The organism is Mesorhizobium sp. WSM4989 (assembly GCF_029625795.1).
In the GTDB taxonomy this organism is placed as follows: domain Bacteria; phylum Pseudomonadota; class Alphaproteobacteria; order Rhizobiales; family Rhizobiaceae; genus Mesorhizobium.
This window is the reverse complement of sequence record NZ_JARTVN010000002.1, coordinates 881,723-897,809: the sequence shown is the minus strand read 5'-3', so window position 1 is coordinate 897,809 and position 16,087 is coordinate 881,723. Positions and strand designations below refer to the sequence as shown.

The following is a 16,087-nucleotide window of genomic DNA, read 5'->3' as shown; positions in this document are numbered from 1 at the left end:
CGATGCCGCACTACGAACGTATATTGATCACCGGCGCCGCTGGCCGGCTCGGCTCGCAATTGCGCAAGGGACTGGTGCCGCTGGCAAGCAAGATCCGCCTGGCGGGCCGCGGGCCGTTCAGCGATCTTGCGCCTCATGAAGAAGAAGCCGTCTTCGATCTTGCCGACATGGAGGCGACCATCGCGGCCACCAAGGACTGCGATGCGATCGTGCATTTCGGCGGCGCGCCGCTCGAATGCGAGTGGCAGACCATCCTCGATTCCAGCATTCGCGGCTCCTACCACATCTATGAAGGCGCGCGGAAACACGGCGTGAAGCGCGTCGTCTACGCCTCCTCGGTACATGCCATCGGCTATCACGAAATCGAGGCGCACATCGGCGTCGACGCGCCGGTGCGCCCGGACAGTCTTTATGGCGTGTCGAAAAATTTCGTCGAAAGCCTCAGCCGGCTTTATTGGGACAAGTTCGGCATCGAGACGGTGTGCCTGCGCATCTTCTCGTCGTTCCCCGAGCCGGCCGACCGGCGCATGCTGTGGTCGTATCTTTCCTTCGCCGACTGCGTGCGCCTAGTCGAGGCATCGCTGACAGCGCCGCGCGTCGGCCACACCATCTCGTTCGGCCTATCCAACAACAAGCTGAAGATGGTCGACAACAGCGGCGCCGATCATCTCGGATTTATCCCGCAGGACAGCGCCGAGCCGTTCCGGGCCGCCGTCGAGGCGAAGACGCCAATTCCCGACCCAAGGAGGCCGTCGGTGAAATATCTCGGCGGCTGGTTCTGCGAACTCGGTCATCCGGACGACAAGCCCGAATAACCATGCCTCGCAAGCAGGTCAGTTCGGAAATGCCGATCTGACCGAGCCGACACGGGCGCTGCCATAGTGATCGATGGGTCAGTCCCGTGGCCGCACCTGCGGCAGCGCGGCCTCGAGCGACCGTTCGAACGCGTCGACCAAAGCGTCGACCTGAGCCTCGGTAATGATCAGCGGCGGACAGAAAGCGATCGCATCGCCCATGTTGCGCGAGATCACGCCGTTGTGCTGCATGAACCCATTGACCAGCGCACCGAGAGCCGCAGGCTTGCCCCATGGCGCCTTGCTCGCCTTGTCGGCGACCAGCTCGACGGCGGCGATCAGGCCGACGCCACGCACCTCGCCCACCAGTGGATGGGAACCGAGCTTGCGCAGCCTGGCCTGCAAATGCGCGCCGACCGTGCGCGCATTGCCGACAAGGTCGCGCTCCTCGATCAGCTTGAGGTTTTCCAGCGCGACGGCCGCGGCGACAGGATGACCGCCGCCGGTGAAGCCGTGGCCGAAGGTGCCGATGCGATCGCTCTCGTCGGCGATCGGTTCGAAAACCTTGTCGTTGATCAGCAGCGCCGAGATCGGCAGGTAGGACGACGAGATCTGCTTGGACAACACCATGATGTCGGGCTTGATGCCGAAGGTCTGCGAACCGAACATCTCGCCGGTGCGGCCGAAGCCGCAGATGACCTCGTCGGCCACTAAAAGAATGTCGTATTTCGACAGCACCGCCTGGATTTTTCCCCAATAGCCGGCGGGCGGAACGACCACGCCGCCGGCGCCCATGATCGGCTCGCCGATAAAGGCGGCGATGGTTTCCGGCCCCTCTGCGAGGATCAGCTTTTCCAGGTCGTCGGCCAGACGGCTGGAAAACTGCTCCTCGCTTTCGCCGGGCTCGGCATCGCGCCAGTGGTGCGGCGTCGAGGTGTGCAGGATATTGGCGATCGGCAGGTCGAAGGACAGATGATTGTTCGGCAGCCCGGTCAGGCTTGCGGACGCGATGGTGACGCCATGATAGCCGCGCTTGCGGCTGATGATCTTCTTGCGCGTCGGCTGGCCGAGCGCGTTCGACCGGTACCAGATCATCTTGACGGCCGTGTCGTTGGCCTCGGAGCCCGAATTGGTGAAGTAGGCCTTGCTCATCGGCACCGGTGCCATCTGCACCAGCTTCTCGGCCAGATCGATTAGCGGCGAATGCGCCTTCGAGCCGAAATCGTGGTAGAAGGGCAGCTTCGACATCTGCCGCATGGCCGCCTCGACCAGTCGCTTTTCCGAGAAGCCGACGGCAACGCTCCACAGGCCGGCCATCGCCTCGATATAGCGGTTGCCGGCAATGTCCTCGACATAGACGCCGTCGCCCTTTTCGATGACCAGCGGTCCCGTTTCCTGATGCTTGCGGGCATTGGTGTAGGCGTGCATGTGATAACGGATGTCGCGGGCTTCAGGGGAATTCGGTCTGGCGTCCATGATGGCTCCTGTCTGCGAGTGTAGGACCATCTCGCTGGTCGAGAAGTCCGAAATTTGCCCTCGTGTCTGAGCTGTGATGCATCATCGCGGGTTCAAGCCGCAAGAGCCGCCCTGTCACGATCGATAGCGCCATGGGAACCTGGCGCATGGTCGGTCTCGGAAGCGGCGGCGGGCACATCATTGCCCGACAGCAATGGACAACAGCCAAATGATCCTTGAGAAGGGGCTGTGAGGCGCCGCTCGCGCAACCGAATGGACTGGGCATGGAACGGGTTGACTGCGTGATTGCCGGTGCCGGCGTGGTCGGCCTCGCAATCGCGCGCGGCCTTGCCGCGCAAGGTTTCGACACGCTGATCGTCGAAGCGGCGGATGCCATCGGCACCGAGACGAGCTCGCGCAATTCGGAAGTCATCCATGCCGGCATCTATTATCCGCAAGGCTCGCTCAAGGCGCGGCTCTGCGTGGCCGGACGCGAGATGCTCTATCGCTACTGCGCCGAGCGCTCGATCCCGCACCGGCGTTGCGGCAAGCTGATCGTCGCGTCCGATGATGCGCAGGAGCCGGTGCTTGCCAAAATTCGAGCCAATGCCGCGGCCTGCGGTGTCGATGACCTGCGTTTCCTCTCCGCCGCCGAGGCTCACAAGCTTGAGCCGGCGCTGCATTGCACCGCTGCGCTGCTTTCGCCCTTGACTGGCATCATCGACAGCCACGCGCTGATGCTCGCCCTGCTCGGCGAAGCCGAGGGCGGCGGTGCGATGCTGTCGCTCAACACCCGCATCGTGTCGGGCCGGATCGAAGCCGACCGCATCGTTCTCCAGACAACCAGCACGGGAAGCGGCGAAGATTTCGAGATCGCCACATCGCGGCTCGTGAACGCGGCGGGGCTCGGCGCTGTCGCGCTTGCCGGCTCGATCACAGGATTCGATCGCCGGTTCCTGCCCGGGCTTCGCTACGCCAAAGGCAACTATTTTTCAGTGGCGACGCGAGCGCCCTTTTCGCACCTCATCTATCCCGTGCCGGAGCCCGGCGGGCTTGGCGTCCATCTGACGCTCGACCTCGGTGGCACGGCGCGCTTTGGGCCTGACGTCGAATGGACCGATGCGCTCGATTACCGCGTCGACCCCGCACGCGGCACCCGCTTCTATGCTGAAATCCGCAAATACTGGCCGGAACTGGCCGACGGCAGCCTGCAGCCGGCCTATAGCGGTATCAGGCCAAAGCTTTCCGGTCCCGGCGAAGCCAACAGCGATTTCGTCATCCAGGATACCGGGACGCATGGCATCGCGGGCCTGGTCAATCTATTTGGCATCGAAAGCCCTGGGCTGACCTCGAGCCTGGCCATCGCCGAGCATGTGACGCGCATCTTGCTGGAGCATCGCTAATGGATAGAACTCATCGGAGCTCGAGCGAAAGCATGACGCTGAGAAGCCGCCTCAGGCCTGCGGACCGCCCTGATCGCACCGGTCGCAGCAAACAATATCCTTGCGGGCCTCGCGGGCGCTGACCATAGTTCGGGTATGAAATTAAGTTTCCCTGTTAGATTCCGCAGCACGAAATGAGTTCCGCGAAAGAATCCCTTGTTGTCGTCGAGAGCCGCCCTGTCGAGAATGTGGGGCTGGTCGAAATCAATCGTCCCGAAGTGCGCAACGCGCTCAACCTCGAAGTGCGGCAGAAGCTGGCCGCCGCCGTGGCAAGCTTTTCCGAGGACACGGAAATCCGTTCGATCGTCATTGCTGGGCGCGGCGGCAACTTCGCTGCAGGAGCCGACATAAAAGCGTTTGAAAAGCTCGGCTCGGCCGACATGCTTCTGCAGCGCACCCACCGCTACTGGGACGCGATCGCAAGGTGCCCGAAGCCGGTCATTGCCGCGGTCGAAGGCTTCGCGCTGGGCGGCGGGTGCGAGCTTGCCATGCACGCCGACATCATCGTCGCCGCAAGGTCAGCCACTTTTGGCCAGCCTGAAGTCAAGCTCGGCTTGATGCCGGGCGCCGGCGGCACCCAGCGCCTGCTCAGGGCAATCGGCAAATACAAGACGCTGATGCTCCTTCTCACCGGCGACATGTTTTCGGCCGAGGATGCCGAGCGTGCCGGCTTGGTCAGCACCCTGACGGGTGAGGGCCAGGCCTTGCAGCATGCGCTGCAAATCGCTGAGAGGATCGGCCGTCTTCCGCCGCTGGCCGTCGAGCAGATCAAGGAGGCGGTCGTCAACGGCGAAGACGCTCCGTTGGAAACCGCCTTGAGGCTGGAACGCAAAGCCTTCCAGCTGCTTTTCGATACCGCGGACAAACGGGAGGGCATTGCCGCCTTCCTGGAGAAGCGCAGACCCTCGTTCAAGGGGCGCTGACTTGGCAGGCGCGGGAGGGGAGTCCATCAGTCGGATCGAGAAAGCCGGTGTCGTAGGCGCCGGGGTGATGGGTTCCGGCATAGCGGAGGTCCTGGCGGCGGCAGGCATCGATGTGATGATGGTCGATGATGCCCCCGGAAAGGCGGCGGCGGCCATCGAGCAAATCGCGTCGCGTCAGCGCGCCAGGGCAGCCGCCGGCAAAGTCAGCTCGGACGTGGTCGAGAAGCTGCTCGCCCATATCGAACCTGCCGAAACACTTGAGCGACTGGCAGGCGCCGATCTGGTGGTGGAAGCTATTGTCGAACGTCTCGAGCCCAAACGTCAGCTCATCGAGGCGCTGGAGACAATCGTCAGGCCGGACGCCATCATCGCGACCAACACCTCTTCACTGTCCGTCACGGCGATCGCTTCCGCGGCCAAGCGACCTGAGCGGATTGCCGGCTACCATTTCTTCAATCCCGTGCCCGTGATGAAACTGGTCGAGGTCATCTCAGGAGCTCACACGGCGCCTGAGGTCGAGCACACGCTGGTCGAGCTTGCAGCCCGCTTCGGCCACCGGCCCGTCGTCGCCAGCGACACGCCCGGCTTTATCGTCAATCACGCCGGCCGCGCCTTCGGCACCGAGGCCCTGGCCATGCTGCGGGAGGGCGTGGCCTCGATCGCCGAGATCGATGCGATCCTGCGCGACGCCGCCGGCTTCAGGATGGGCCCCTTCGAATTGATGGACCTCACCGGGCTCGATGTCTCCCACCCGGTGATGGAGGGTGTCTACAACCAGTTCTATCAGGATCCGCGTTACCGCCCTTCCGTCATCGCGGCGCAGCGTGTGGCGGCGGGCCTGCTCGGGCGCAAGTCCGGACGCGGCTTCTATGCCTACGACGGCAACCGGGAAGCCGTTCCGCCCGCATCGACACAGCCGGCGGAAACCGCCGGGATTCCGGACCGCGTCACCGTTCTGGCCGACAATGACGCCGGCGAAATGCAAAAACTGGTCGCGTCGGCCGGCGCCACTGTTTGCGGTCGCCAGGATCGGGCGCTAGGGCGAGACGGCCTCATCCTCGTAGGGTTGGAGGGGCACGATGTCGCCGGCGCCGCGATGCGTCTTGGCCTCTCACCTTCACTATGCGTCGGGTTCGATCCCTATTTCGGCTTGGACCGTCACGTCACGCTCGTCGCGTCGGCGGCGACATCCGACACGGCCAGGAGCGCCGCCCTCGCGCTTGCCAAAAGCGCCGGCCGCAAGGCGACCCTGGTGAGCGATAGTTGCGGCGCGGTCTGCCAGCGCGTGGTCGCGATGATCGTCAATATCGGCAGCGAGATCATCGAGCAAAAGATTGCATCGGCGGCGGATGTGGACGCCGCCGTACGGCTGGGGCTCGGCTATCCCCACGGACCTCTGGAGTGGGGCAACAAGCTCGGCCCTGCCCGCATTCTGCGCATCCTGGATACGATCCATGACCGCACCCGGGATCCTCGCTACCGCGCAAGTCTTTGGCTGCGACGGCGCGCCGAATTGGGGCTTGCGCTGGAAGAATAAGCTGGCCGGAAGGAGACGATTTGGCCCAAACGGTTTGGGCAGTTCAGCACTTCCGCGCGATGAACTGCCCGTGCCAGGCCTGAGCGCCTTGCATCAGCTCGAAATGTAGGAGCGATCAAATCCGGCTGTTTTGATCAGTCCCGGAAGATCGTGCAACTCGACGACCCCGTAACGGAATGAGGCCAGGGCGGTCTGTCGCAACGTTTTCAACACGCGACTCACATGCACAGCCGAAAGTCCCAATGCATCGGCCAGTTCGCCCTGGGTCAGCGGGCATTCAAAGCGGGCCGGATAGCTCGTTGCCGATCGATGTGAGCGGCAGGCCAGTTCGAGAAGGAAATGGGCCGTACGCTCAACGGCACCCCTTCTGCTGACGCTTGCCAGGTGTTCCGCAACCCTTGAATATCGATCCGCCTCAGCCCGCAGGATTGCTTCGCAGATGGACTGCGGATAACGCGCAGAACATGTACGGACGGGGCCGGCCAGCTCGATCGCGATAACGTCCGAGAGGGCCGTCACCGTATCGCCCGCTTTTCCGGCGAACTCGATCACCGCAATTTCGCGAGGAAGCGCAAAATCGACGATGAGACGTGAGCCATTTGGCAATGTCTTCGCAAATGCCGCCCAGCCGGCGATCATAATCAGAATAGAGGATTTGGTGTGGTATTCGCCTGCAATAGTCGCGTTGGCCGCATAGGTGCGGCGCACGGCTCCTGGCAGTACAGAGATTCCCCTTTCCCAGCTTGCGTCAGCAAGCGTGGGTCCTTTCACCAATCCAACTTGCTTCGATAAATTCATTTCCCCGAATCGCCCAAGCCCATGATCCACCCCCCCGGGTCAACCTGAAGCTGCAACTATCGACTAGGCAAAAAGTTCCATCTGTCACCTCATCCGAATTGCAGCGCAGTCTACCACCTTTTGGTACAACCCTACACCCTTGGTATATTAAAGTCGCTCAGGCAGCACAGCTTTGGCTTGCAGCGCACGGTTGTTCCGAAGTCAACGATACTGTCGGGCGCAGTATGCGGGATCGGTGCGGTGGGGCCTGCATTTCGACGGCATGCGGGCACGCCGCGGCATGCTGCTTGGCATATCGTCTGGACCATCGCAAAGCCCCCGGCGAGAGGCCGGCAGGATCTCGTCGGAGCAAGGACATTACGCGCGACGCCGCGGATGCAGTGAAAAGTTGAACCGCGCTGCTGAGACTCGGTCCGGACAGGCCGCCCGGGAATCTGCCGCCGCAAAACCGATCCTTGTCTTCGAACCTTTGTTGTCAGGGGCTCCCACCCGACGATGAGGCAAAATTGCGCCCTGCCGATTGCGTTGACGCCGGAGCCGCGGATTCCGGTCGCGGACCGGGCGCTTGCAGCTCTTGCCAAGGCGGCCCTGGGATATATCGCGTCTCGTTGTCTGGATTGTCCGTCGCGCCGACCGCGACGGTTTGCACCATTGCTCCGGCTTCCGGCCTCCGGCGCGAACGCCTGACGCTGTAGGTCTGTCGCCGCTCCTCGGCGACTTCCAGGCCGTCTATTGCCGACGCGACCAATGCGAGGCGGTCCTCGATTTGCTTCATACGCCTCCAGGTGGAAAGCAAGGCCAATGAAACGAGGACGCAATAGGCGAGAAGGGCGGCGACCGCTCCCGCCCAATTCTCGATACCCAACAAAAGCAACATGACAGTGCCGATAATGACGGCAAGGGTCCCGTAGCCCAGCTGCCGGCCCTTAAGAAGAAGCATCAGCGGCAGGGTTGCCGCCAGCAGAAGAATGACCCCGGGACCGTCGAGCACCCAACCTGCAAAACTCGGAACGACTTCGCTATAAGTGTCCATGTCAACCTCAGAACTGCCGAGGCCGGCCGCTTCTCTCATCGTCAGGAGCATCCTTGACGATCGTAGCGTTGTAGTGGACCTCCCTGAAGGGCGAGAGGAAGGTGTCTCGGCGACTTCTTAAAGCTCGGAGAGGCATACGGGGTAGACCAGATCGACCTTTAGCCGAGTTACTACTCAATAATGGTAATGGCGGCGATGTCCGCGAAGCTGATATGTTTCTGCCTTACCGGTGACGCGATCGGTGAGTGGGCGCAGAAGAGCGATTTGGACATGTCGGCGGGACACCAACCCTTACGATTCATGCGTTTGAGAGCGCATAACAGCTAGCTGCCCGACCCATTTTGAAATGAACGCCATTCAGCCGACGCTGAAGGGCTGGGAGTTGTGCTGTCGATCGTGAGGATTCGGGAAATGGCCAGTCCAACTGATAATCCGAGGATGATTCGGGAATTCCTGCCCCTCGACGTCAGGGAAGTCTTCGATTTCTTTCTTCGTCGGTGGAAGCTGGTGTGCGGAATTGCCGTCATCACTTTCACACTGTTTATGGCTGCCGCATATACTCTTCCGACAACATACACCGGCGTCTCTCAGATATTGCTCGACGCTCCGATCGACTATATGACTCCACAGGATTACTCCAATTCCGATTTTTCTGACAATCCAACATTCATTGAAAGTCAGATCGCTGTCTTGAGGTCTGCGTCACTTCTTCAGCAGGTCGTCGACAGCCAAAAGCTGGCGGAAGACCCCAAGATAGGACCGGGAGCATTGGTATGGCTCCAGAACGCGCTGGGAGTTTCGCGCGTCGGGCTTGGCAACGTCATTGAGCTTGATGTAGGCGCCTACGATCCGGAAAAAGCGGCATCGCTCGCGAACGCGATTGCCCAGGCCTATGTGGCAGATCGAATAAGGTCCCGTTACGAAGGGGTCCAGAAGGCCTCCTCGTGGCTCAGCGATCGGGCCGCCTATCTGCGAGCGGAGCTCAGCCGCTCGGAGCAAGCTGTCCAGAAGTTTCGGATCGATCACAATCTAGTAGCGACGCAGGCGGGCAGCTTGACTGACCAGCAACTGTCCGAGTTGAACGTCGCCCTAATCAATGCTCGCGCCGAGTTGTCCGAGAAACGTTCGCAATATCAGCAAGTTAGCAAGGTACAGGCTGCCGGAGGCGACATCCAGTCGATTCCGGACGTGCTGCAGTCGGTGGTGATTAACGCGCTCAGGGCTCAGCTCTCCGGAGTGACCCGGCGGGAAGCCGACCTCAAATTGAAGTATGGCGAGCGGCATCCCGAGGTCTTGTCCGCTCAGGCCGAGCGCCGCGACATCGAGGGACAGATCGCCGCCGAAGTCCAGCGCCTGATCGGCAATCTCAAGAACGAGGTCGACGCGGCCGAAGCTCGGGAGGCTTCTCTGGCTCGCGCCCTGGACTCGGTATCCAACCGCTCCGAAATCGAAGGTCAGGTTGGCGTCCAGTTACGCGATCTGGAGAGGATCGCGGCCGCGAACAAGGAACTCTTCGAGACGTTCCTGTCGCGCGCCAAGCTCACCGAGGAGAAATCCACCCTCCTCAACAGCGGCGTGCGTGTAATCACCGATGCCAGCGTTCCTGGCGCTCCGAGCTTCCCAAACAGGCCTCTTTTTGCGGCTTTGGGTGTGGTTTTCGGCATCTTCTTCGGGGGCGCCGGCGCCGTTCTGCGTGAACTCTTCGCTTCTGGCTTCATGGCAAAGAAGCAGATCGAGGAAGAATTGGCCGTTCCGGTTCTTGCGTCGATGCCAAGGATGTCAGGCTGGTCGAAAGACGTCCATGCTCAGCCTGTGGCCTATCTCGAGCGCAAACCGCTCTCCAGGTACAGCGAAGCGGTGCGGCGGCTTCGCCTCGGTATCCAGGCCACGCCGGAACTGGACCGTTCGCCGCGCCTGGTGCTCGTGACATCGGCGATGCCCGGCGAAGGCAAGACAACGCTGGCATTGAGCCTGGCTTGCTCGGCGGCTGCCGACGGCGAACGGGTTCTGGTCATCGACGCGGACTTGCGTCTTTCGGCCGCCACGGCCTTCTTCGGCATGGCTGACAAGGTCGGATTGGTCGATCTCCTGACCTTGCCGGTGAAGGCCGCAAACGCGATCCATCTGGACGAACGCTCGGGCATATCCATGCTGCCCGCAGGAGCAAGAACCCGCAACCCGCCTGCCCTTCTTGCTTCGGCGCGAATGCGCTCGCTGCTTGAGGAAGTTCGGGGCAAATTCGACACGGTGATCATTGACGCACCACCCGTCGGACCCGCGGCCGATGCCTCGATCCTGGCCAGGCATGTCGACAAGGTCGTCTTCGTCGTGAGGTGGCGGGAAACCTCGCGCGAGGCCGTTGCCGAAGGAATTCGACATCTTGGCGATCGGTCCAAGCTTGCCGGCATTGCCCTGACGATGGTGGACGAACCAAAGCTGCCCAGATACGGCCGTTACACGTCGCTCGAAAGCAGTGTCTCGGACAGTTACTACCTCAATTAGGGAAAGACACGGTATTGCGTCATGCTGCACACTAACTTCTGCAACAACGGTTTTCCTGACTCGGCGGACAAAAGTCATGGCGGCGAAGCTGCGCGCTGGTGCGTGGTCCAGACGCACCAGCATTCCGAGAGCCTTGCCGAGCGGCACCTGCTATCGCAGAACTTCCGGACCTATCTGCCCAAGCGCAGGCGAACCGTCCGGCACGCCCGCAGGGTCAGGACCGTCTCCAGCGCGTATTTCGACTGCTATCTGTTCGTCTCCCTGGCTGTCCATCAGCAGAGCTGGTACCCGATCAACTCGACCGTGGGCGTCCGAAAGCTCGTCATGAGCAAGGGCATGCCGGTACCGGCGCCTTATGGGGTGGTTGAATCCTTGATATCGGCAACCGATGAGGACGGGATTTTGCACCCGGACATCCTGTTGAGGCCGGGCCAGAAAATCAGGATCATAGACGGGCCATTTTCGGACCAGCTCGGGGTACTTGATCATGTCGGAAGCGCCGGAGCGGTCAGAATCCTTCTCGACATCATGAACCGGTCTACTCCTATCACTATTGATCGGGACAAGTTGTCGATAGTGTCTTGAAACTACTCGGTGAGTTTTTACTCACCGCTTTCGTTACACAGATGCCGAAATACTCGGCAGGGAGTGATGAGTTGGCACCCAATTCACCCTCGGTGCGGTAGCCTGCGAAGGTGATGTCAGAACCTGCGGGCCGGCACTGAGACGATTGGTCGTTCGACATCCCAGGAACACCAGCCCACCGAGGGGCTTGGACTTACCGCACGCCAGTTCCACGACGTTTCCGGCGACGACAAGCGAGTGATGCTCGCCCGCGACCAATCACGAGAAATCTCTTGCAAACACCACGCAAGTCCAAATCGGCAGCCTTCCCTCCGGCCGCGGCCGGAGACCTTCGGGATCGTCTGCAGCCGCAGCAGTATCGACGCTGGGCTACGGAGGCCAAGGCGGAGATCGTGGCGGAAACGTTGGCGCCGGGAGCGAATGTTTCAGCGTCGGCGAAGACTCTTGGCGCGGGCGCATTGGGCAGCCACTCAGGTGCAGCGCCGTATCAAACTGACGGAGAAGCTCCTTTCAGGCCGATCGAAACGGCGCCGGCACTGCCGATTGCCAGCGAACTGTTTCGAGCACTCAATGAAGCTGGCGTGAGGTACGGAATTATTCAGGATCTCGCGTCCGTGCACGACGGATTTGCCGGCCGGGATGATCTGGATGTCCTTTTGGACAAGCATGACTACCCGCTCTTCTGCTCCATCGTCTGTCAATTGCACGGCCGGCGCGGCGTGAGCCTCTCCTGCTACGACAATGTCTGTGCCGGCAGAGAAGACTGGTTCCTGCCTGACTTCACGCATGGCCGCTATCTCCATCTCGATATGCATATCGGTGCCCGCGTCGGCCGGGAATTTCGCAAGCGCTATCCGGCTTTCGATTATGCGGCGATCACGCGATGGGAGGCGATTTGCGTCGACGGAGTATCGGTTCCGGTGGTCTCTCCCGAAGACGAGCTTCGAATAGCGATTGCCCGCTTCGCCTTCCGCGCCTCGGCGCTTCCATGGAGGCAATGGATCACCCTCGACGAGGGTTGGAAGCAGCACTTTGCGCGCCTGCCGTCCACGTCGGACGAGCACGGCTTCCAGGTCGTCGACTGCACGTTTGACGGCGCAAGAACGGTGCGCTGCAGGTTCCTGCAAAGCGCCGACGCCTTGGCCGCCCACCGCGGAGATCTGGCCAGGCTGCGGCGTTCGATCCGGGAAATGTGTGGTTACACGGGACGCCCCCCTATCGCCGATGCGGCGGTGCATCTGGTGCGCAAGACCTGCTATCTCGCCCTGAGATCCCTCCACCGCTTGCTGCCGGGGCGCTTTCCACCGAAGAGACGGCCCGCAGCTGGTGGATTCGTGGTGGCCTTGATAGGTCCCGATGGCATGGGCAAGAGCACTCAGGCTACCTGGCTGAGGCAGATATTCGGGTGGAAATTCGGATGTGCCCAAGTCTATGTCGGAACTGGCGATGGCAATGGATGGCGGCTTCGCAAGGCACTGCAGGCCGTCGTCTCTCCCCATAGACGGCGCCTCAAGTCCCTGGCCCAGAACGATGGCAACGATTCCTCCGGCCGGGCTTGGTCGAAGGGAGGATTTGTCGCTGCCGCGTTGGCGTTTTGGGCGGTTTTGATCGCGTTTGAGCGATACGCTGTAGTGAAACGCGCACATCGATGGTCGACGCGCGGCATGATCGTCATTTGCGACCGGTGGCCGCAGGCGCTCGGCAGGGGATATCTGGACGGGCCGACCATCCCCGCTCGCCTGTTCTCCGTCCCAGGCCTGTCAGCCCTCGCCCGGCTTGAGCAGCGACTCTACGAGAAGATGGCGGAACGCCGCCCACACCTCGTTTTGCACCTCGTTTCAGACTTTGCGGTCTCCGAACAGCGAAAGCCCGGGGACATCAGGAAAGAAGCGTTCGACGCGCGGCTATCGCTGATGGCGGAACTGCGGGCGAAGGACAAGGATATCCGGACCGTTGACGCCAGCGCCGGCATAGAGGCCGTCGGCCAAGAGTTGTTCAGGCATATCTGGCTGTCTCTCTGAGAGGCAAATCGGGCGGTCCAACCGCCCCGCATCATCCCCGACGTGCAGCTTTTACGCGATCGCGCCGAACGACGGGCGAGCCCGGCCCGTGCCCCGAAACCCGCGGAAGGCGCCCCGCGACACTCCCGCTCGATCCCCTCGATCTCTCGCCGCTCCCGGATTTCATGTCCCTGAGGTACAAGCAAATGAAGATCGTTCATGTGATCACCAGACTGCTTCGAGCCGGCTCCGAGGAGAACACGTTGGCTTGCTGTCTCGCTCAGGCGCGGCACGGCCATGAAGTGCTGTTGGTTCACGGCGCGGAATACGACCCAAGGTTACGGGCATCCCTTGCCGGAGCCCTGCGAGTGGTGACGCTGGAAAAACTTATCAATCCGATCGCGCCATCCCGCGACGTTTCCGCCTTAAGGCAGCTCACCCGCCTTATGCGTGATTGGCGGCCCGACATCGTGCACACCCATCAAAGCAAAGCCGGCATTGTCGGCCGCCTCGCCGCCAAGGAAGCCAATATCCCTGGCATCATACACGGTGTCCACATCTTGCCTTTCGTGCATGTCGGCCGCGGGCAGAGGCTGGTGTTCCTGGCCGCCGAACGCCTGGCCGCGAGGTTCACGCGCGCTTTCATCGATGTCAGTCAGGCTATGCGCGACATCTGCATCGCCAATCATCTGGGCAGCCCCGATCAGCACCATGTCGTCCATTCCGGCTTCGATCTGGCACGCTTCGCGAACGCGCGGTGGCCGCAAGATCCGCATCTGCTCCTGGGGACGGCTGCCGGGGAGCCAAAGCCGCCGGTGGTCCTGATGTTGGCCGCGCTGGAACCGAGAAAACGCCACGTCGAGTTCATTGAGGCATTCGGCAAAGTCGTTGACCGAGTTCCAAACGTGCGACTGCTCCTCGCCGGTGACGGACCGGCGCGTTCGGACGTTGAATCGGCGATTGAACGATCCCCATTCCCAAACAACATTCGCATGATCGGCTACCATAGCGAGCCCGAACGACTGATCAGCCTGGCGGACGTGTGCGTGCTGACCTCGATGCGAGAGGGATTGCCTCGCGTCATGATGCAGTATCTGGCCGGCGGTCGAGCCAGCGTGGTCTCGCATTTGCCCGGCGTGGAAGAGGTTGTCCGCCATGGCGTGAACGGAATTGTGACGCCGGCCGAGGATGTGGGCGCCGCGGCGGCGGCTGTCGCCGGTCTTCTCGAGAACCAGCAGCACCGCACTCAACTGGCCGACGGCGCGAAACGCACCGACCTGTCGTCCTGGGGGCTGGACGCCATGTGCGAAAGCGTCGAGCAGATTTATCAATCCGTGCTGGAGCCCGCCCCTTCGGCCGCGAGGCCAAACGAGGCGAGAATTCGCGACCGCCTCGCCGGGCAAACCTTCGGGCTGCACGGATTTTGATCAGCCTTTGCTGCTCCGATGGAGTTCGCAATGCAGGATTACTTCTCGAACCATAGGAAGAACCTCGTGTCACGCTCCCGCCGGCGAATGTCGGCGGGCCCCGATGGCAGCAGGCTAGACAACCGGAGTACCGACGATGCGTATGCGTGTTGACCAGCAATTTCCTTCCAAGCCTCTGCGCATGAAGGACTGGTGCCGACGGCTAATTTCCAACTTCGAACCCGCGGTCGGCAGCATGCTCGCAATGATCGGTGGGCTTGCCGTTGCCATTGTACTGCTCACCGCAAGTGCCTCCCGCGCGGATGGATACACCTTCGACACCGGCGACATCCTGCGTGTGTCCGTGATCGGCGAACAATCCTATCCGCTGGAGGTCGTTGTCGATGATCGGGGCTCGATCTCACTGCCAATGTTGGGTGATATCAAAGCGCGCGGCCTGACCACCGTTGCCCTCTCGCAGGCCATCCAGCAAGCATTTCAGCAGCAGAAGCTGATCCTCCAGCCGTTCGTGAAAGTGGAGATCGGACAATACCGGCCATTTTTCATCTCCGGAACGGTGGCCCACCCCGGATCCTATCCGTTTCAACCCGGAATAACGGTTCGCCATGCACTCGCTATAGCAGGCGGGTTTCGCGCCAGCGCTGTGGGCAACACGGAGCCCGCCCTGGAAATAGCTGATCTGCGAAGCGCGCGTTCAAACCTGGCGCTTGAAGAATATCGCCTGAAGGTCCGTCTTGCTCGGCTCCAGGCGGAAAGTCGACTGGAAAAGTCCTTCGTCGCTCCTCCCGATTCGCCGGTCGAGTTTGGCGGGCAATTGATTGACGGCATCATCGCGTCTGAACAGCAGCAGTTGGACGCCCGGCTTGCCGCGTATCGGGATGACGTTTCCTACCTGGAGGCCTCGCTGGATCGGGCGAAGAAGGAAGCGGCCATGCTAGCCGCGGCCAGGGAAGAACGTGAAAAGACCGCGAACATCCAACTGCAAGAACTGCAGTCTGCCCGGTCTCTGCGGGAAAAGGGTTTGATAACGAACTCGAATGTGTTGACGGCGGAACGAGCACATACCAGCTATCGGGCTGAACTGGCGCAGACCGAATTGCAGCAGGAACAGGCGCAGCAGGCGATGCTGAACGCTGAAAGCGAGCTGCGAAAGAAGCACCAAAGTCACGAAATGGAATTGATCGGCCAGACCCAGGACGCGCAAGTTGAGCTCGGAAAAATCCAAAGTCAAATCAGATACGTGGCCGACAAGCTTCTCTTTATCTTCACTTACGGCGAACAGAGAACCTTCGACGACCTGCAGGGCTCGGTGAGGATTTCCATCTTCAGGCGCGACCAGAAGATCGCCCACGACATCGTCGCCGATCAAAACACGGAAGTGAGAGCCGGCGACGTCATCGAGGTTTCCGTCGTGGCCAACAAGGGGTTCTACGCTCCGGACTCTGGTATCTCTCCCAAAGTGCAAAATCCGGCCGTCCAGCGCAGCATGGTCGGCCAATAGAGCAGCAGATATCTTCGGAATTTTGACGTGATCTTTGGCACAGCATTGACGGCCTTTGGAGCGCGTCCCTGCCGGGCGAATTTCCATGCC

12 protein-coding genes are annotated in these 16,087 nt (G+C 61.4%); 9 read left to right on the top strand and 3 right to left on the bottom strand.

The features are described from left to right. Window positions 1-2 precede the first annotated feature (2 nt). Window positions 3-815, top strand: a complete 813-nt coding sequence (locus P9217_RS17095; RefSeq protein WP_095802273.1) for an NAD(P)-dependent oxidoreductase — start codon at window positions 3-5, stop codon at window positions 813-815. A 78-nt stretch (window positions 816-893) separates the two neighbouring features. Here the strand turns inward: P9217_RS17095 and P9217_RS17090 are convergent, their stop codons facing one another. After that, window positions 894-2,270 carry an aspartate aminotransferase family protein gene (locus P9217_RS17090; protein WP_278087321.1) on the bottom strand — a complete coding sequence of 459 codons (1,377 nt, stop codon included), beginning with the start codon at window positions 2,268-2,270 and terminating at the stop codon, window positions 894-896. A gap of 263 nt (window positions 2,271-2,533) precedes the next feature. Between P9217_RS17090 and P9217_RS17085 the strand changes: the two genes are divergently transcribed. The 3 genes from P9217_RS17085 (at window position 2,534) to P9217_RS17075 (ending at window position 6,151) form a co-directional block, all read left to right on the top strand. Then, the gene (locus P9217_RS17085) at window positions 2,534-3,652 is read left to right on the top strand and encodes an NAD(P)/FAD-dependent oxidoreductase (protein WP_278087320.1); all 1,119 of its coding nucleotides are present in this window, start codon (window positions 2,534-2,536) and stop codon (window positions 3,650-3,652) included. Window positions 3,653-3,825: 173 nt separating this feature from the next. Further along, the gene (locus tag P9217_RS17080) at window positions 3,826-4,614 is read left to right on the top strand and encodes an enoyl-CoA hydratase-related protein (RefSeq protein WP_127245864.1); all 789 of its coding nucleotides are present in this window, start codon (window positions 3,826-3,828) and stop codon (window positions 4,612-4,614) included. 1 nt (window position 4,615) lies between these two features. Beyond that, window positions 4,616-6,151 carry a 3-hydroxyacyl-CoA dehydrogenase gene (locus P9217_RS17075; protein ID WP_278087319.1) on the top strand — a complete coding sequence of 512 codons (1,536 nt, stop codon included), beginning with the start codon at window positions 4,616-4,618 and terminating at the stop codon, window positions 6,149-6,151. A 93-nt stretch (window positions 6,152-6,244) separates the two neighbouring features. Here P9217_RS17075 and P9217_RS17070 read toward each other — a convergent pair whose 3' ends face one another. Both P9217_RS17070 and P9217_RS17065 read right to left on the bottom strand, forming a co-directional pair. After that, window positions 6,245-6,949, bottom strand: coding sequence for a Crp/Fnr family transcriptional regulator (locus P9217_RS17070; protein WP_082954067.1), 705 nt, complete (start codon window positions 6,947-6,949; stop codon window positions 6,245-6,247). Between the two features lie 475 nt (window positions 6,950-7,424). Then, on the bottom strand, window positions 7,425-7,982 hold the full coding sequence (locus P9217_RS17065) for a hypothetical protein (RefSeq protein WP_278087318.1): 558 nt from the start codon (window positions 7,980-7,982) through the stop codon (window positions 7,425-7,427). Between the two features lie 411 nt (window positions 7,983-8,393). Between P9217_RS17065 and P9217_RS17060 the strand changes: the two genes are divergently transcribed. The 5 genes from P9217_RS17060 to P9217_RS17040 all read left to right on the top strand — a co-directional run bounded on the left by P9217_RS17060 (window position 8,394) and on the right by P9217_RS17040 (window position 15,997). Beyond that, window positions 8,394-10,484 (top strand): polysaccharide biosynthesis tyrosine autokinase, encoded by a 2,091-nt coding sequence (locus tag P9217_RS17060; RefSeq protein WP_127239875.1) that lies wholly within the window; start codon window positions 8,394-8,396, stop codon window positions 10,482-10,484. A gap of 21 nt (window positions 10,485-10,505) precedes the next feature. Beyond that, a complete protein-coding gene (locus P9217_RS17055) occupies window positions 10,506-11,069 on the top strand; it encodes a transcription termination/antitermination NusG family protein (protein WP_095802267.1) in 564 nt (187 codons plus the stop codon). A gap of 272 nt (window positions 11,070-11,341) precedes the next feature. Beyond that, complete coding sequence (locus P9217_RS17050) at window positions 11,342-13,090, top strand: hypothetical protein (RefSeq protein ID WP_278087317.1); 1,749 nt, start codon at window positions 11,342-11,344, stop codon at window positions 13,088-13,090. A gap of 185 nt (window positions 13,091-13,275) precedes the next feature. After that, the gene (locus P9217_RS17045) at window positions 13,276-14,496 is read left to right on the top strand and encodes a glycosyltransferase (protein WP_278087316.1); all 1,221 of its coding nucleotides are present in this window, start codon (window positions 13,276-13,278) and stop codon (window positions 14,494-14,496) included. 136 nt (window positions 14,497-14,632) lie between these two features. Then, on the top strand, window positions 14,633-15,997 hold the full coding sequence (locus P9217_RS17040; protein ID WP_245299543.1) for a polysaccharide biosynthesis/export family protein: 1,365 nt from the start codon (window positions 14,633-14,635) through the stop codon (window positions 15,995-15,997). Window positions 15,998-16,087: the final 90 nt, after the last annotated feature.